The organism is Aeromonas sp. Y318-1 (assembly GCF_027706125.1).
Lineage (GTDB): Bacteria > Pseudomonadota > Gammaproteobacteria > Enterobacterales > Aeromonadaceae > Aeromonas > Aeromonas hydrophila.
This window is the reverse complement of record NZ_JAPDCM010000001.1, coordinates 255,979-273,895: the sequence shown is the minus strand read 5'-3', so window position 1 is coordinate 273,895 and position 17,917 is coordinate 255,979. Positions and strand designations below refer to the sequence as shown.

Annotated in this window: 12 protein-coding genes; 8 read left to right on the top strand and 4 right to left on the bottom strand. The window is 60.1% G+C overall.

Features of this window, described 5'->3' with window-relative positions; genetic code table 11:
• The first annotated feature begins 102 nt into the window (after positions 1 to 102).
• Complete coding sequence (locus OKB87_RS01175) at positions 103 to 432, top strand: YbaB/EbfC family nucleoid-associated protein (protein WP_011706069.1); 330 nt, start codon at positions 103 to 105, stop codon at positions 430 to 432.
• 187 nt (positions 433 to 619) lie between these two features.
• Here OKB87_RS01175 and OKB87_RS01170 read toward each other — a convergent pair whose 3' ends face one another.
• A complete protein-coding gene (locus OKB87_RS01170; protein WP_270826173.1) occupies positions 620 to 2,305 on the bottom strand; it encodes an ArnT family glycosyltransferase in 1,686 nt (561 codons plus the stop codon).
• A gap of 1,040 nt (positions 2,306 to 3,345) precedes the next feature.
• Here OKB87_RS01170 and OKB87_RS01165 point away from each other — a divergent pair.
• From OKB87_RS01165 to OKB87_RS01135, 7 genes are all read left to right on the top strand, one after another.
• Positions 3,346 to 4,416, top strand: a complete 1,071-nt coding sequence (locus tag OKB87_RS01165) for a helix-turn-helix transcriptional regulator (protein ID WP_270826172.1) — start codon at positions 3,346 to 3,348, stop codon at positions 4,414 to 4,416.
• A gap of 84 nt (positions 4,417 to 4,500) precedes the next feature.
• A complete protein-coding gene (locus tag OKB87_RS01160; protein ID WP_252452151.1) occupies positions 4,501 to 4,923 on the top strand; it encodes a CBS domain-containing protein in 423 nt (140 codons plus the stop codon).
• 219 nt (positions 4,924 to 5,142) lie between these two features.
• The gene (gene hrpA, locus OKB87_RS01155) at positions 5,143 to 9,042 is read left to right on the top strand and encodes an ATP-dependent RNA helicase HrpA (RefSeq protein WP_270826171.1); all 3,900 of its coding nucleotides are present in this window, start codon (positions 5,143 to 5,145) and stop codon (positions 9,040 to 9,042) included.
• A gap of 66 nt (positions 9,043 to 9,108) precedes the next feature.
• Positions 9,109 to 9,975, top strand: a complete 867-nt coding sequence (locus tag OKB87_RS01150) for a hypothetical protein (RefSeq protein WP_270826170.1) — start codon at positions 9,109 to 9,111, stop codon at positions 9,973 to 9,975.
• A 106-nt stretch (positions 9,976 to 10,081) separates the two neighbouring features.
• The gene (gene rplY, locus OKB87_RS01145; protein WP_024945378.1) at positions 10,082 to 10,369 is read left to right on the top strand and encodes a 50S ribosomal protein L25; all 288 of its coding nucleotides are present in this window, start codon (positions 10,082 to 10,084) and stop codon (positions 10,367 to 10,369) included.
• A gap of 205 nt (positions 10,370 to 10,574) precedes the next feature.
• Positions 10,575 to 13,745, top strand: coding sequence for a hybrid sensor histidine kinase/response regulator (locus OKB87_RS01140; protein ID WP_270826169.1), 3,171 nt, complete (start codon positions 10,575 to 10,577; stop codon positions 13,743 to 13,745).
• The gene (locus tag OKB87_RS01135) at positions 13,742 to 14,743 is read left to right on the top strand and encodes a response regulator (protein ID WP_270826168.1); all 1,002 of its coding nucleotides are present in this window, start codon (positions 13,742 to 13,744) and stop codon (positions 14,741 to 14,743) included. The genes OKB87_RS01140 and OKB87_RS01135 overlap by 4 nt, the downstream gene beginning before the upstream one ends.
• Here the strand turns inward: OKB87_RS01135 and OKB87_RS01130 are convergent.
• The 3 genes from OKB87_RS01130 to selD are packed head-to-tail and all read right to left on the bottom strand — an operon-like array spanning position 14,733 to position 17,539.
• Entirely contained in the window at positions 14,733 to 15,377 is a 645-nt protein-coding gene (locus OKB87_RS01130) for an MBL fold metallo-hydrolase (protein ID WP_045526601.1), read from the bottom strand. The genes OKB87_RS01135 and OKB87_RS01130 overlap by 11 nt on opposite strands.
• A 27-nt stretch (positions 15,378 to 15,404) precedes the next feature.
• Positions 15,405 to 16,505: a tRNA 2-selenouridine(34) synthase MnmH gene (gene mnmH / locus OKB87_RS01125; protein WP_270826167.1), complete on the bottom strand. Its 1,101-nt coding sequence runs from the start codon at positions 16,503 to 16,505 to the stop codon at positions 15,405 to 15,407.
• The gene (selD, locus tag OKB87_RS01120) at positions 16,502 to 17,539 is read right to left on the bottom strand and encodes a selenide, water dikinase SelD (RefSeq protein WP_017408394.1); all 1,038 of its coding nucleotides are present in this window, start codon (positions 17,537 to 17,539) and stop codon (positions 16,502 to 16,504) included. Before selD ends, mnmH begins: the two co-directional genes overlap by 4 nt.
• Between the last annotated feature and the right edge of the window lie 378 nt (positions 17,540 to 17,917).

The window sequence follows — 17,917 nt, the reverse complement described above, 5'->3', positions numbered from 1 at the left end:
GGGCCAGGTGCCCGGTTGAAAAATGGTTTGGCTGTCCCCACTTAGGACGGGTAAACCCACGGCCCGGCGCTGGATGCCGGATTTCAAGATGAGAGACGACATATGTTTGGTAAAGGTGGAATGGGGAACCTGATGAAACAGGCCCAACAGATGCAAGAGCGCATGCAGAAGATGCAAGAGCAGCTTGCCCAGATGGAAGTGGTCGGTGAAGCTGGCGCTGGCATGGTCAAGGTCACCATGGCCGGCAGCCACAGCGTGCGCCGCATCGAGATCGACCCGAGCCTGATGGAAGATGACAAAGAGATGCTGGAAGATCTGGTGGCCGCTGCCGTCAACGATGCCGTGCGTCGCGTGGAAGAGCAGAACAAGAGCAAGATGGGCGAACTGACCGGCGGCATGCAACTGCCCCCCGGTTTCAAGATGCCGTTCTAAGCTCGGCCTGGCAGAACGCGCCGTACCGCATTTCTTGCGCATGACGGCGTGACCAGACGACACAGCGGATACAGAGATGTATCCGCTGTGTTTTTTTATCCGGTTTGCAAGGCGATAGCCGGTCTTGTTTGGTCGTCTGCTGGCGCGCAACTGTGAAGTGCTACCCCAGCCATGCAGGGAGGGATCATCAAGGGAGGCAGCGTCCCTTCACCCAATAGATGGCTCGGGCATCCTTGTCCACCCTGGGGTGGCCTGTCGCCAGCAGCCGGTAAGGTAGCCCTGCCAGCAACTGGGCCAGCTGAAAATGCGGATCATCCTGGTTGATGAGCAGGCTGGTATAGACGGGATCCCGGCAGGTCAAAATAGCATTGAGGCGGGCCTTGTCGACATTGGTTATTTGCCAGTTGCCATATACCGAAAATAATCCGCGTTCGGTTTCACCAAATTGCCAGCCGGCAATATTGGCGCGTTGTTCTATCGGTATTTTAAACAAGAAGTGTTGGGTGTCATCTTTCATATTCTTGGCGGCATCAATGGCGGGGTAAGCAAGAATAAACGTCAGCATAAACATAATACCGGCTGCGCTGGCCAGCAAGGTCGCGCCATGTATTTCGCGCCAGCGCCACAACTGTTCTACTGCAAAGATAAGCAATATGGCCGCAAATACATGCCGCCAGCCCAGCGTACTGATGACCCTGAGCACTTTATCCGGTATTTCCAGCGGCAACAGCGGCAGATAAAAGGGGGCCATCAGCAGCGCCAGTGCAAACAGGAACATGAACAAGGTCCAGCCACGGCCATAACCATTGAGCCAGCGAGGCCAGCAGACGCTCAGTTGCCCGATCATCAGGGCAAAGACCGGCATCAGTGGAAAGAGGTAAAGAGTCCGCTTGGTGGAGGCGATGCTGAGCAGCAGGGTACCCAGCGCCCAGCTCAGCAGAAACAGGCGGGAGGCGCTCCACTGCTTCTGCCTCAGGGTCTGCCAGCACCAGAGCAGCACCAGGGGCAGCCAGGGCAGGGTGTATTCGGCCAGCCCGCCAAGGTAAAAGAGGTATTCACCGGGCTTGATGTGACCGAGCTCGGCCGAGCTGCCCGTCAACCTGCCCACCTGATTTTGCCAGAACCACTGCTGCCAGAGCGACTCTCCCTCAGGATGCTGCCACAGGGCCAGCAGCCAGCCGGCGATGGGGGCGACAAACAGAAGGGTCATGCCGAGGTGCTGTATCACGAAGCGGCCTCCCTCCTGGTGTGCAAGTTGGCGTTTGAGTGCCGGCAGAAACAGCGCCAGCCAGCCGAAGAAGAGGGTGATGGGACCGATGGGGCCCTTGACCAGAAAGCAGAGGGAGAGCCCTAGCCCTGCACACCAGAGCATGTGCTGGCGATCCGCCAGATACCATTCGGCAAATGCCCACATGGTGAAGGCGACGAAAAAGGCGAGGCTGGTATCGACCCGGATCCAGTGGCTGTTCATGATGAAGCCCTCCATGGTGCCCAGGGCGATCATCGACCAGAGGGCGGCAGTGCTGGAGCCCAGTACCCGTCTGGCCAGCAGGCCGGTGAACAGCAGGGTTGCCATGGCCCACAGCGCCCCCACCAGACGCAGCGCCACCGTGACGCCGAGGTTGTCGTGGAGAAGGGCAAGAAAGGGAATGGTGAGGATGTAATAGAGGGGCGGTTTTTCGATGAAGCTGCTGCCGCCCAGCGTCGGGATGGCCAGTTCACGGCTGGTGAACATCTCCCAGGCGATGGCTGCCTCGCGAGGCTCGTCGGGGGTCCACAACTGGTGTCCAAACTGGCCTATCAGGGTGATGGCCAGCACCATCAGCAATAATCCGTACAGATGCGTATTCGGGGTTGTGCTAGTGGGCTGCATGAGGTCCTCTCGGCAGGCAAAGCTGCGCTTTGATAACGAACAGACTGACATCCGTGGTGTGAAAATCGGTCATGGTAATATCCATATTGATAAAGGCTCACCACACTAAAATATCGATGTTCAATCTAGTATCACATATTCTGATGGATGCTAATGAACAAGTTGTTACCAAATATTACTTAAGACGTTAACCATTATTGTGGTGAGATATTTTGTCTTGCTCTGCCATTTGTCAAATAAATACCTTTATTGGCTCATTGACACTTTTGGTTTGGTCATCGCTAAGATGCTTGACGAGCCATGGATAAACATGCCGGCCATATATTGATACCGCTGGCCGCTTCCATGTTTTTATTTTTCATATCAGCTGTCTGGATCTCGATATGCGCGGCTTCCTGATGGAAGATGAACCTGGTATCGAGGCAATAGCGAAGGTAGGTAGAGCAGATGCATTGCGTTGGGATCTTCGCTTGACTGGAGACGTCAACAGCAAGTGAGGTGATAGCGTCTTTTGGGTGTGCTCATTCTGCAGCCAGATCACCACCAGCTGAGCCACGTTGACCAAGACGATGAGGAGAATGCCGGCGACGAAGGTCGAGATAAAGCGCTTCGAGTTGCCGAGAGAACCTTGCTGGTTGCTCGCAGATCTTTGGACAAGTTGCAGCTGATGCATGCGAATCGTGGAGTGTGCAGTGCCAGCGGCAGGCCCAGAATAACTGGGGCAACGGCCCGGCTGGCGGGATGATTTTGTCGCTGCAGTGCAACTTGTCGCAACAAATGGCGTGAAGAGAGTGGTTTTGCGCGCAATCGACCGTTGGACTGGCCTGTTGCCTTGCTGCAGACAAACCCAACATAAACGACAAAAATCATATAAAACATTAACTTGGATTTAAGATTTTCGCTTTCGAAGACGCTTATGTCGTTTCATCATTACTATTTATGGATCAGTTATAAAACCTTTGTTCATTTGACTACTTTTCGCGTTTCTCATTGCAGAGTAAGATGCCACTTCAATAAAAATAAGAATTAGGAGTTCGGGTGTGAAGGCATTAGTAAAAGAAAGGGTATCGCCCTATATAAGCCAGTTATATGAGTGCGGTATTAATGATTCTGACATTAAGTTGGTGGTGGATCAGTTCCGCTCCGACGTGTCGGGCAGCTCGTCGCTGTTCCTGTTGCGCGATGATGACAAGAGCGACGGCATCAAGCTCTTCGCGAGCGGCTTGACTGAGGCCCAGCAGCAGTTCTACGTCCAGCACCATCGCCAGGATGTGTGGTTCAATCACTATCTGGACAAGGGCTGCCAGGGGATCGTCAGCGCCAACACGCTGTCCAACTCTGCGGGCCTGCTGGCCAGCTTCGGCGCCCAGTTTGCGGCCGGTGGTGTCTGCCGGGTGAAGGGGCGGGGGCTTAGTAGCCTGTGTACCTACCGGGCGGCCACCCAGGATGATTTCAGCGCCCAGGAAATTTCTTCCCTTGGCGAAGTGTATTCTGGTCTTGCGGCCTGGAGCCAACATTATTGGAACCTGCTGGCCCTGGAAACCCAGAACTATCAGCTGCAACAGCTGGTAAAAAACCACAATAAACCCAGCGCCATCGTGGATGACAAAGGGCATATTCATTATTCCAACGTGGCCTTCAATCGTATTGCCGACGAAAACGTGGAGTTACGGGCAGGCAATGGTATTTTCTCGCTGCAAAATAAGGAGCAGCAACGCCAGTTCAAAGAGATATTGAATGGCTTTGCCTATCTGCTGCCCGGTGCCAGCGCTTATATGTCCATTCCCCGTCAGCCCAATCTGCGACCGTTGCTGATCCAGTGCACCCTGATGAGTGGTCTCAACCGCTTCGAGCGGTATGTGGAAGTGGTGCTGCGGGATCCCGAGCACGCCTTCAACCCGGACATCGAAGCGCTGGCCAGCCTCTATCCGCTCACCATCGGCGAGAAAGAGTTGCTGGTGCTGATGAGCAAGGGCTACAGCAGCAACGACATCGCCGAGCTGCGCGGCGTCAAGGTGGAAACCGTGCGCTCGACCCTGAAAGGGGTCTTCAAGAAGACCGACTGCCACAGCCAGAACGAGCTCTTGCTGTTGCTGCAATCCATCTCCTGATCCATGCAAGCTATGCTTGGAGTGAGCCGGACATAGTGCCCGACTCGCGCCTCCCGGCCGGGAGGCAGGTTGGGGGAATGCACGATGGAATCACTCAAGGCAAAGGATTACATGCAGACTCGGCCCATCACCTTCAGCGCGGAGATGATGGTGCAGACGGCGGTGGAAAAATTTCTCAACAGCCGTCAGCTTGGTGGCCCCGTGGTGGATGGGCGGGGTCATCTGATTGGCTGGGTCTCCGAGCAGGACTGCATCGCCGTCATGTTGAAAGAGGCCTATCACTGCGAACAGGTGGCCCAGGTACGGGACGTGATGCGCAAGGAGGTGCTGGCCGTCGGCCCCGATACCAGCATCCTGGAGCTGGCCGAGATGATGATGGGGCAAAAACCCAAGATCTACCCGGTGGTGGAGGAGGGGCATCTGCTCGGGGTCATCAGCCGCCACGACGTGATGCAGGCCATCCACGCCCAGCTGGGAGCCTGCTTCGTGCGCAAGGCGCGGGCCTGAGCCCGATTGATGGAGGCACTGTTGTCATCCAAAGAGCAGGCATCTGGCCTGCTCTTTCTTATGGTGAGTCCGTCATGAAGGGCTTGCTACCCGGATAACGCCTCTTTCATCGCCCTTGCGGCCGCTTTAAGGCTTGCACCCTCCGGCCTCGCTCTTTAGGATCGCTCGAAGCTATCGATATGGCCCTATTGTCGGGCACTCTTTTAAGGAATTCGTACCTTGTCTCTCTCTATCGAGGCGCTGCGCCGCCGTCTCCCTGCCTGCATGAATCTCGACGCCCGCCGTCTCTCCAGCCGTCTGCACGGGGCCAAGAAGCTGCCCGAGGGCAAACAGGCCGCCGTACTCGAGACCATCGCTGCCGATCTGGATGCGGCACAGGCGCGCTACCAATCCCGTTTGGCGGGCGTACCCAAGGTCACCTATCCGGACAACCTGCCGGTCAGCCAGAAGCAGGCGGAGATCGCCAAGGCGATCAGTGAGCATCAGGTGGTGATCATCGCCGGTGAAACCGGCTCGGGCAAAACCACCCAGATCCCCAAGATTTGTCTGGCGCTGGGGCGCGGAGTGAAGGGCTTTATCGGCCACACCCAGCCGCGCCGTCTGGCGGCTCGTACCGTGGCGGCTCGTATTGCCGAAGAGATGGAGTCCGAACTCGGCCACTACGTGGGTTACAAGGTGCGCTTTACCGATCAGGTTAGCGAGCAGACCCACATCAAGCTGATGACCGACGGTATCCTGCTGGCGGAGATCCAGAACGACCGGATGCTGACTCAGTACGACACCATCATCATTGATGAGGCCCACGAGCGCAGCCTCAACATCGACTTCATTCTGGGCTATCTCAAGCAGTTGCTGCCAAGGCGCCCCGATCTCAAGGTGATCATCACCTCGGCCACCATTGACCCCCAGCGTTTCTCACGCCATTTCAACAAGGCGCCGGTGATCGAAGTGTCAGGTCGCACCTATCCGGTGGAGGTGCGCTACCGTCCGCTCACCAGTGATAAAAGTGAAGGGCTGGAGGAGCGCGACGAGCTGCAGGGGATCTTCGATGCGGTGGAAGAGCTGGCCCGCGAAGGGCTGGGGGACATCCTCATCTTTATGAATGGCGAGCGGGAGATCCGCGATACCGCCGATGCCCTGCGCAAGCTCAATCTGCGCGATACCGAGGTGCTGCCGCTCTACGCCCGCCTCTCCAACGCCGAGCAGAACAAGGTGTTCCAGCAACACGCCGGGCGGCGCATCGTGCTCGCCACCAACGTGGCGGAAACCTCGCTCACGGTACCCGGTATCCGGTATGTGATCGATCCGGGCACCGCCCGCATCAGCCGCTACTCCTGGCGCACCAAGGTGCAGCGCCTGCCCATCGAGCCGGTTTCCCAGGCCAGCGCCAACCAGCGTAAAGGTCGCTGCGGTCGGGTGGCGGACGGTATCTGTATCCGCCTCTACTCCGAGGAGGATTTCAACGGTCGTCCGGCTTTTACCGACCCCGAGATCCTGCGCACCAACCTGGCATCCGTCATCCTGCAGATGCTGGCGCTCGGCCTTGGCAACATGGAGGCGTTCCCATTCGTCGAGCCACCCGAGTCGCGCCATATCAAGGATGGTCTGACTCTCTTGAAAGAGCTGGAGGCGGTGCGCGAGCTGCCCGCCACCGGCGATCGCGAAGCGAAACTGCAGCTGACCGAGACCGGTCGCCAGCTCTCGCGCATCCCCCTTGATCCGCGTTTGGCGAAGATGGTGATCAGCGCAGCGCAGACCGGCTGTCTGAGCGAGGTGATGGTGATCACCGCGGCTCTCAGCATTCAGGATCCTCGCGAGCGGCCCATGGAGAAGAAGCAGGCCGCCGACGAGCAGCACAGACGTTTTGAGGACAAGGATTCCGACTTCCTCGCTTTCGTTAACCTCTGGAACTACCTGAAAGAGCAGCAGGATGCCCTTGGCAGCAACCCGTTCCGCCGCATGTGCCAGAAGGAGTTTCTCTCCTACCTGCGGGTGCGCGAGTGGCAGGACATTCACTTCCAACTGCGCCAGACGGTGAAAGAGCTGGGTTTTAAAGCCAACCATGAACGGGCGGATTTCAAGACGGTGCACTGTGCCCTGCTGACCGGCCTCTTGAGCCACATCGGCAACAAGGATCTGGAAAAGCCCGAATTCCTCGGGGCCCGCAATGGCCGCTTCCACCTGTTCCCGGCCTCGGGTCTGTTCAAGAAGCCACCCAAGTGGGTGATGGCCGCCGAGCTGGTGGAGACCTCGCGCCTCTACGCTCGCATCAACGCCAAGATTGAACCCGAGTGGGTGGAGCCACTGGCGGGTCATCTCATCAAGCTGCACCACAGCGACCCCCACTGGTCGAAGAAAAACGGCGCCGTGATGGCCAAGGAGAAGGTGACGCTTTATGGCCTGACGCTGGTCAATGAGCGCACCATCAACTTCAGCCGTATCGACCCGGCGCTGTGCCGTGAGCTGTTTATCCGCCGCGCCCTGGTGGAGGGGGATTTCGAGACCCGTCACCGCTTCTTCAGCGACAACCGCAAGCTCTTGGCCGAGGTGGAGGCGCTGGAGCACAAGTCCCGTCGGCGCGACATCCTGGTGGATGACGAGGACTTGTTCCGATTCTACGATGCCCGCTTGCCGGAGGAGGTGATATCAAGCCGCCACTTCGACAAGTGGTGGAAAGAGGCGCAAAAGCAGGACGCCGAGCTGCTCAACTTCGAGAAAGAGATGCTGATGAAGGGGGATGCGGCCCACATCAGCGATCTCGACTACCCCAACTTCTGGCAGCAGGGGCGCCTCAAGCTCAAGCTGACCTATCAGTTCGAGCCGGGGGAGGCGGCGGATGGCGTGACCCTGCATATTCCGCTGCCGCTCCTGAATCAGGTGGAGGTAAAGGGGTTCGAGTGGCTGATCCCGGGTCTGCGTCATGAGCTGCTGGTGGCCCTCATCAAGTCGATGCCAAAGCCGATGCGCAAGAACTTCGTGCCGGCGCCCAACTATGCCGATGCACTGCTCGCCAGTATCAACCCCGAGCAGGGGCCGTTGCTGGACGAGATGGAACGCCAGCTGCGCCGCATGACCGGCGTGACCGTGCCCCGTGAATCCTGGGACTGGTCTGCGGTGCCCGATCACCTGAAACTCACCTTCCGAGTGGTGGATGACAAGCACAAGAAGGTGGCGGAAGGTAAAGATCTGGAGGCACTCAAAGAGTCGCTGCGCGGCAAGGTGCAGGAGACCCTGTCACAAGTGGCGGACGATGACATCGAGCAGTCCGGTCTTACCCTGTGGAGCTTTGGCGAGCTGCCGCAAGAGTACAGTCAGAAGCGGGGCGGGTTTGAGGTGAAAGCCTATCCGGCGTTAGTGGATCAGAAGGATTCGGTCGCCATCCAGCTGGTGGAGAGCCCGGTGGTGCAGCAGCAGCTGATGTGGGCCGGACAGCGCCGGCTGGTACTGCTCAACGTGCCATCGCCCATCAAATACCTGCAGGAGAAGTTGCCCAACAAGGCCAAGCTGGGGCTCTATTTCAACCCGTTTGGCAAGGTGGCCGAGCTTATCGATGACTGCATCGCCTGCGGCTGTGACAAGCTGATTGAGCAGCACGGCGGCATGGCGTGGGACGAGGCCGGTTTCGAGGCGCTCAAGGAGTATGTCCGCGCCGAGCTCAACGATGCGGTGGTAGAGGTGGCCAAGCAGGTGGAAGCCGTGCTGACGCTGTCCCATGAGATCAAGAAACGGCTCAAGGGCAAGATGCAGCTCGACACAGCCTTTGCCATGTCCGACATCCAGCAGCAGCTCGGCAACCTCATCCACAAGGGCTTTGTCACCGAGACCGGCTGGCAGCGGCTGCCTGACTTGCTGCGCTACCTGCGGGCCATCGAGCGGCGCCTAGAGAAGCTCGCCATCGATCCCAACCGGGATCGGGTCTACATGCTCAAGGTGCACAGCGTGGAGTCGGAGTACAAGGCGCTGCTCGCCAAGATCCCCAAATCCCAGCTTATTCCCACCGAAGTGGCCAATATTCGCTGGATGATCGAGGAGCTGCGGGTGTCGTTTTTTGCCCAGAATCTGGGCACCCCCTATCCGATCTCCGATAAACGGGTGCTGAACGCTATCGCTCAGTGCTAATCTGCTGTAAAGGAGAGGGGCCGGTGCCGTGTTGCCGGCCGGTTGGACGCTGACGGAGGAGCAAGGATGCTTGGAATCTGGTTAGGGATGGCGATGGTCAGCATCAGTGGCTATCAACCCATTGCCGAGCAAACCTGGGTGCAACTGAACCCGGAATACTACCCGCTGCAACGCACCCCGCCCGCCATGTTCGTGGCCTGGCGGGGCAATCAATTTCCCACCCTGGAACTCAAGAAGAAGAAGGGGCGCTGGCAGGTGCTGTTTCCGGCCAGGCTGGTGCCACCGTTCGATCTGTTCGAAGGGGAGGCCGAGCTTTCCAAGGCCTATCTGGCCAGGTTAAGGCGCATTGACGAGGCGGCCTACGGACTGGCACCCGTTGCGGCTCCCCCTTACCAGCATCATCAGCAGCAAGAGGTGGCCACCCTTGGCGTGCCCTTTATGGCCGAGTTTGCCGCGCCGCAACGACCAGGTCAGCCCCGTAGCAATAGTACAGAGGATGCCGAGCCCCTGCTGGCCGTTCTCAATTTGCGAGCAGCGGACTGGCAAGCGCCTGCGACACTGCTTGCTCAAGCAGGTGAGGCGCAGGATCCCGCGCTGGTTTCACTAGCAAGCGAGCCGACCGGCAGTACCCTCACGCTGGCGGCGCCAGCGGCGGGCGGTAAACGGGTATGTCATCAGGTCGCGGCGGGGGAGACGCTCTGGCGCATCGCCGCCATGCTGGCCCAGAGCGGAACCGTGACGGGGGCGGCGGGAGATACCTACAGCTATCTGCTGGCCATCGTCGATGACAATCGGGCGCTGATGGGCAACGGCATTCGGGTGAAGGCCGGAGACACCCTGTATTGTCCGGCGCCGCAGACCCTGGCCCGCTTCGATGCCCTGAGCCCGGCCCAGCGGCAGCAGCGCTTTGCCCGGTTGGAGCAGGGGCGTTAAGGTCTCTTGTCACTGTTCGGGGCCCGTGATAGTATGCGCCCTCGTTTTGCGAGGTGCTGACCGGTCGCAGTCAACACCATACATTCATCCATATGAGATAAACATTATGTCTTTCGTATTCCAAGCTGAAGTCCGTTCTGACCTGGGGAAAGGTGCGAGCCGCCGCCTGCGTCATGCTGACCAAGTTCCTGCCATCGTTTACGGTGCAGGCAAAGAAGCCCAGTCCATCACCGTTGACCACAAGAAATTCATCCTGGCCCAAGAAAAGCCGGAATTCTACGAGTCTGTACTGACTCTGGTTATCAACGGCGAAGAAGTTAACGTGAAAGTGAAGGCTATCCAGCGTCACCCGGTACGTTACAAGCTGGTTCACCTGGACTTCGTTCGCGTTTAATCGACAACGAACGTTCCAGTAAAGAGGCCACCCAATTGGGTGGCCTCTTTGTTTTTACAGGATTTTTCCCCGATAAAAATAAAATACTCAAATAGTACTGTTAGTCTTTACTTGTAGGCATGATTGACAGCAGCACACCAACTGTGATGCTCTGGCATCTATAAAGTATTCGAACAAGTCCAAATACGGGGTAATGTTGACCGTGATGAAGGGAATCATACGGGGATATTTCCTGCTGTTCACACCCATTCTGGTACTGGTTTTGGTGGGTGGGTATCTGCTGGGTGACGCACTGATCGAGCGCGAACTCTACCGTGTACGCAGCGATGAGAGCACCTTCCTGTCGCTCGCCAGCGGTCGTCTCGACGACGAACTGGCGGTGCCGCTGCGCCATGTGCGCAGCATGTCTGAAGAGCCCATCCTGCTCGAGGCGGCGGGTCGCAACGAGCGTGACAACATTGCCGCCCAGTTTACCGTGCTGATGAACCGCAATCCTGACTATGCCCAGGTACGCTGGCTGGCGCCCGATGGCATGGAGTTGGTGCGCTTCAATCGTCAGGACCGGCATCTGCAGCGTGTGCCCGATGACCAGCTGCAAAACAAAAAGGATCGCTACTATTTCCGCGATGCTATGGCGCTGCCCTGGGAGCGGATTTACGTCTCGCCGCTTGATCTCAATGTCGAGCAGGGGGTGATCGATCGCCCCTTCAATCCCATGATCCGTATTGCCAAACGCCTGCGCCTGGGGGATCGCGATCTGGGCTTGCTGCTCATCAACGTGCAGGCCGGCCGTATGCTCAAGGTATTTGCCAACAGCAGTGGCAGGGCCGCCGATCACACCATGCTGCTCAATCAGGATGGCTATTGGCTGCGCAGCCCGGATCCGGCACAGGAGTGGGGCTTCATGCTCGAGCGTCCGGACCTCACCTTGAAGCAGTTTTCTCCCCAGGCCTGGCAGGCATTCTTGGGGGCTTCGAGCGGCCAGGTTGAACTCGCCGACGGTCTGTGGAGCTGGACCACGCTGTACCCGGCACTGAATCACGATCAGCTGGCCTGGAAGGCTGCCTCCATGGTGCCACGCAGCGAGCTGCTGGCCATTCGCACTCATATCTGGGGGATCATCTCGGCCACTTGCGCCATCTTGCTGTTGTTGTTCGGCGCCGCAGTGGCCTCGCTGGTGCTCAGCCGGCATCGGGAGCAGCTGGCGCAGCAGGAGGCGGCCAGACTGGCGCGGGTCAAAGGGGATTTCATCGCCAACATGAGCCACGAGATCCGCACCCCCATGAACGCCATCATGGGGTTGGCTTACCTGCTCGAACAGGGGGGGCTCGACGATGGCCAGCGCGCCCTGGTACGCAAGATCCATCAGGCCGGGCAGGCTCTGCTCGGGATCATCAATGACATCCTCGATTTTTCCAAGATTGAATCGGGCCGGCTCGAGCTCGAGCAGGTGCCATTCAGCCTGGAAGAGGTGCTCGATCATGTGGCAGCCATCATGTCCACCTGCGTTGGCAACAAGCACCTCGAGCTGGTGGTGAGCAGCGCCCCCGAGCAGGCCGCCCACCTGGTTGGGGACGCCCTGCGCCTCGAGCAGATATTGCTCAACTTGACCGGCAACGCCATCAAGTTCACCGAGCGCGGGGAGGTGGAGGTCAAGGTCGAGCTGGAAGCCGAGCAAGACGGCATGGCCACCTTGCTGTTTCGGGTGCGTGACACCGGGATCGGCATTCCGCCCGAGCAGCAGGCCAACATCTTCAATGCCTTCTCCCAGGCCGACTCCTCCACCAGCCGCCGTTTTGGAGGAACCGGGCTCGGCCTGACCATCAGTCGCCGTCTGGTGAACCTGATGGGGGGCGACATCGGCGTCATCAGCGAACTGGGCAAGGGGAGCGAGTTCTGGTTCCGCGTCCGGCTGGAGCAGGTAGAGCGGCCCGAGGCTTTCCACGAGCGGCTGCAGCACGTTTCGTTGCTTATCGCCGACGACAACCAGGTGACCCGCGACACCCTGTCGATGACGGTGGGCTCCCTCGGCTGGCAGTCACGGGTGGTGGAGTCGGGCGAACAGGCCTTGCACCATCTGCTGCGGCAGGGGGAGCGTTTCGATGTGATCCTGCTCGACTGGATCATGCCGGGCATGGACGGTCTCGAGACCTGCGTGGCCATTCGCCAAGCCTTCGAGCAGCAGGATCGTTCGCCCATCATCATCATGGCAACGGCCTATTCCCAGGAAGAGTTGATGCGCCGCCCCGGCTCAGAGCAGGTGGATCTGGTGCTGCACAAGCCGGTCACCGGCTCCAGCCTCTACAACGCGGTGGCGCGCCTCATTCATGAGAAGCGCGAGCATGTGGATCTGCTGGAGAGCGGCCAGCGCCGTCTGCGCCTGCCTGGCGTTCACATACTGCTGGTCGATGACAGCGACATCAACCTGGAGGTGGCAACCCGCCTGTTGCAGCGGGAGGGGGCCGAGGTGATCACCTCCATCGACGGGGAGCGGGCCCTGGCCTGTCTTGCCAACCCGACGCAGCGTATCGATCTGGTGCTCATGGACGTGCAGATGCCGGTGATGGATGGCTACGAGGCGACCCGTCGCCTGCGTCAGCTGCCGGGACACAAGGAGACGCCTGTGCTGGCACTCACCGCCGGGGTGTTCAAGGATCAACGCGAGGCGGCGCTGGCCTGTGGCATGAACGATTTCATCGCCAAGCCGCTCGATGTGGAGCAGCTCATTGCGACCCTGCTGCGTTACCTGCCCGACAGCGTGGTGCCGCTCACGATCAACGACGCGCCACCTGCCGTGGAGCCGGTAGCCGGCATCGATATCGATACCGGGCTTCGCAACTGGGGCGAGGCCTCCGTCTATCTCAAATACCTGCGCCGATTCCGTGATGACTACATGACGGTCGGTACCGTGCTGCCGGACTACATCGCCCAGCACGAGACTGATGCAGCCGCGAGCCTGACACACAAGCTCAAGGGGGTGGCGGGCAGCCTGTCGCTCACCGATGTGGCGCGCATCAGCGCAGAACTGAATGAGGCCATCGAGCAGGGGGGAGACACCAGTCAGCTGATAGCTCCGTTCCTGGAGGCACTGGAACGGGCGCAGCAGGCCATCGACCTCTATGCCGGACGCGAGCCGGGGGCTGTCAGCTCCCCGCTGGCGCAGGGCGAGGCGCAGGAGGTGTGCCTGCACGCCCTGCGTGAGGCACTTGTAAGCGAGGATCTGGAACTGATTGAACCGGCGCTGGGCCAGGCCAAGAGTTACTTGCCTGCTGAGCTGGTGAGCGAGATCGGTGCGGCCCTGGAGCTGTTCGACATCCAGCTCGCGACCTGCAAGCTGGAGGGGTATCTGGATAATCGGGAGACACCTGGATCATGAATCGACCGCGAGTGTTGATCATCGACGACGAGCCGAGCAACCTCGGGCTGTTGCGGCAAATCCTCAAGGAGGAGTACAGCCTCTTTTTTGCCAAAGGCGGCGAGGAGGGGCTGGCCGCTGTGGCGCGCCACGAACCCGCCCTGATCCTGCTTGACGTGCGCATGCCTGACATGGACGGCTACGAGGTGTGCCGCCGGCTCAAGGCCGATCCGGCCCACGCCGGGATCCCGGTGCTGTTCATCACGGCGAGCGACAACCCGGACAGCGAGAGCCAGGGGTTCGAGGCGGGCGGGGTGGATTACATTTACAAGCCGGTCTGCCCAAGCACGGTACGCGCCCGGGTGCGCACTCACCTCTCGCTGGTGCGCCTCGATCAGCTCGAGCGCAGCTACCGTACCGCCATCGTGATGCTGAGCGAGGCGGGTCACTACAACGACACCGACACCGGGGTACATATCTGGCGCATGGCCGCCTATGCCCGAGCCCTGGCCGACGCGGCAGGCTGGAGTGCAGATCAGTCTGAGTTGCTGGAGCTGGCGGCCCCCATGCACGACATGGGCAAGATTGGGATCCCCGATCACATCCTCAAGAAGCCCGGCCCCCTCACCGAGGAGGAGTGGGCCATCATGCGCACCCATCCGCGCATCGGTTACGAAATCTTGAAGCGCTCAGACGGGCTCATCTTTCGCATGGCGGCAGAGATTGCCCTGCATCACCACGAGAAGTGGGATGGCTCGGGTTACCCCGCAGGAGAAACCGGCGAAGGTATCCCCGAGGCGTCGCGGATCGTGGCCATCGCCGATGTGTTTGACGCTTTGAGCGTGCGTCGCCCTTACAAGGAGCCTTGGCCTTTGGAGCAGGTGCTGGCGACGATGCGTGACGGTGCTGGCCAGCACTTCGATCCCCGGCTGCTCGCCTGTTTTCTCGAGATCATGCCGGAGATCTTGCGCCTCAAGGCCCAGTGGGACAACCGCGAGGAGCGGGGGATCACCAGATAGGTTGGGTCAGGTAGGGATTGCTTGCCTGCTCGCGGCCGAACGTCGAGCTGGGACCGTGGCCGGGGATGAAGACGATGTCATCGCCAAGGGGCAGCAGGGTCTCGGTGATCGACTTGATGAGCGTCCCGTGATCGCCACGGGGAAAGTCAGTCCGACCTATGCTGCCGGCAAACAGCACGTCACCCACCCAGGCAAGCCGCTCGGTTTGAGAGAGCAGCACCACATGACCCGGGGTGTGGCCTGGGCAAAAGTACACCTCCAGCTCGCATTGACCCACCTTTACCTTGTCGCCTTGCTCAAGCCAGTGATCCGGCGTGAACGCGGGGGTATGGGCGAAGCCGAACATCTGGCTCTGCTGGGGCAGCATGTCGAGCCAGAACGCATCCTCTTTGTGGGGGCCGGTGATGGCCACCCCGGTTTTCTCCCGCAACTCGGCAGCGGCACCCACGTGATCCAGATGACCGTGAGTCAGCAGGATATGGGTCAGGGTCAGCCCGCGTTTGGCGATGGCGGCCAGCAGCTTGTCCGCTTCGCCGCCCGGATCGATGAGGGCGGCCTGATGGGTCTCGTCACACCAGACAAGGGAGCAGTTCTGGGCAAACTGGGTGACCGGGATCACCTCGAATTTCAACATATGGGGTCCTCTTGATGGGCCGCTGATTCAGGCGCGCTGCTTGACAAAGAAGTCGAGGCAAGCCTGCTTGTCACCCTGGAAGATGATGCGTTCGCGCTTGTTGCCAAGCTGGTAAAGGTACATGGGATCGTAATAGCGGGTCAGCAACAGGGTGATCCAGGCCAGGTGCAGCGAGGTATCACCGCTACTGGCTTGCTCGGCGAGCGCGCTCTGCATCAGGGCATCCAGCTCACGATGAGCCTGATCGCCGAGCCGGCGCTTGAGTCTGGCCAGTGCATCGGTGAGGTAGGCGGCAAACAGCGGCCAGCCCTCTTCGGCGCCAAACATCGCCTGATAGCGCAGCCAGAGGTCGTGCACATAGTCCTGGCGGATCTGTTCGGCGCGCTCTTCTTGCGGCACTTCGACCACCACCAGTGGCGCCTGGCTCATGGCATCGAACAGTGGATTGGGCAGGCAGCAGCGACCGATGAGGCGGCTCTCGTCTTCCACCACGAACGCCTGCTCGCCCTGATGGCGGCGCTTGAGCAGCTCGATGGCCAGATTGTTTTCAAAGTTGATGTTGCTGGGCTGGCCACCGGGCAGCTGGCCAAACGACGACCCCCTGTGATGGGCATGGCCTTCCAGATCCAGCGCCTGGGCCACCTCGGCCAGCATGTGGGTCTTGCCGGAACCGGTCATGCCGGTCAGCACGGTCCACTGGCACTCTGCCGCCGCCCCATCGAGCGTGTCGATGAGGAAGCGGCGCAGATCCTTGTAGCCGCCAGCTATCCGCGGGCGGGTGACCCCAGCTTCATGCAGCCACTGCTGCACCGTTTGTGAGCGTAGGCCGCCGCGAAAGCAGTAGAGCACGGCATCCGGCTGCCGGCGCAGCTGGGCCAGCCAGCCCTCGAGGCGTTCGGCGCGCACGGCGCCACCGACCAGTTGATGGCCCAGTGCAATGGCGGCCGCCTGCCCCTGCTGCTTGAAGCAGGTACCGACCTGGGCCCGCTCATCATCCGTCATCAATGGCAGATTGGTCGAGCAGGGGAAGGCCCCCTCCTTGAACTCGATGGGGGCGCGCAGGTCGATGAGCGGAACGTCATCCAGAAAGATTCGGGCGTAATCCGTGGCCAGTGGCAGTGCACTCATTGGACAACCTCGATGAACTGGTTGCTGGTGCGGGCCTGCAGCTGGCCGATGGGGGAGAGGGTCAGCCCTGCCTGTGCGGCAATGGCGAGGAGCTCGGCTTCACTTTCTTTACCGACGGCTACCAGCAAGCCGCCGCTGGTCTGCGGGTCGCACAGGATGTTGCGGGTGCGATCATCCATGGCGTCCAGCTTGTCACCATAGGAGTCGAAGTTGCGCAGGGTACCGCCCGGTACGCAGCCCTCGCTCAGGTAGTAATCCACCTCGTCCAGCAGCGGCAGCGCCTTGAAGTCGAGGCGGGCGCTGACGCCGGAACCTTCGCACATCTCCAGCAGATGGCCGGCCAGACCAAAGCCGGTCACGTCTGTCATGGCGTGTACGCCGGGCAGCTCGGCAAAGCGCTGGCCAATCTTGTTGAGGGTGCACATGGCGTTGGGGGCCAGCTGCTCGTGTTCTGGTTTGAGTTTGCCCTTCTTCTGGGCGGTGGTGAGGATGCCGATGCCGAGGGGTTTGGTCAGATAGAGGGTGTCACCCACCTTGGCGGTGTCGTTCTGCTTGATGGCATTGAGCGGCACGATACCGGTCACCGCGAGGCCGAAGATGGGCTCGGGGGCATCGATGCTGTGGCCACCGGCCAGAGAAATACCTGCTTCGTGGCACACCTGACGGCCGCCGTCGATCACCTGCTGGGCTACTTCCGGCGCCAGGGTGTTGATGGGCCAGCCGAGGATAGCGATGGCGACGATGGGTTTGCCGCCCATGGCGTAGATGTCGCTGATGGCGTTGGTGGCGGCGATGCGGCCGAAGGTGAAGGGATCATCGACGATGGGCATGAAGAAGTCGGTGGTGGAGACGATACCCTGACCGTTGCCGATATCGACCACGGCTGCGTCATCCTTGCTGCTGTTGCCGACCACCAGCGTCGGATCGTCAAAGCCCGGGATCTGGCTCTTGAGAATGGTGTCGAGCACCTTGGGAGAGATTTTGCAGCCGCAGCCAGCGCCGTGGCTGTATTGGGTCAGACGAATGGAAGACATACTTTCCCCTTGTGTGTGCAAACTTGCGTGTACAAATAAGTGCAGCGGCTCTGTGGAGCCGTCAAATGTGCGCGTATGCGCGCGAAATTCGGGTGGCCTTGGCTGGCGTTGAGCGCAGCGATGTCAGGCAGCCGTGCAAGGCAGTCTGGCAGGACGGGGGAGGAGAGGCGACAGATGCGCCGGCGCAGCCCCGCCAAGGGCCACAGGACGGGCCATTATGCCACAAATGGCCGCTCTGGTTCGAACTGGAATTCACACAAAGCGCAGGGAATTGGCGGGTTTAGAGGAAAGGGTCAGCCTTCGCCATGACGCTGACAAGGCTCTCCCCCGCATAGCCCCGAAGGCGAGCCGTGCTGCCATCGGGGCCATCTTTGGTGG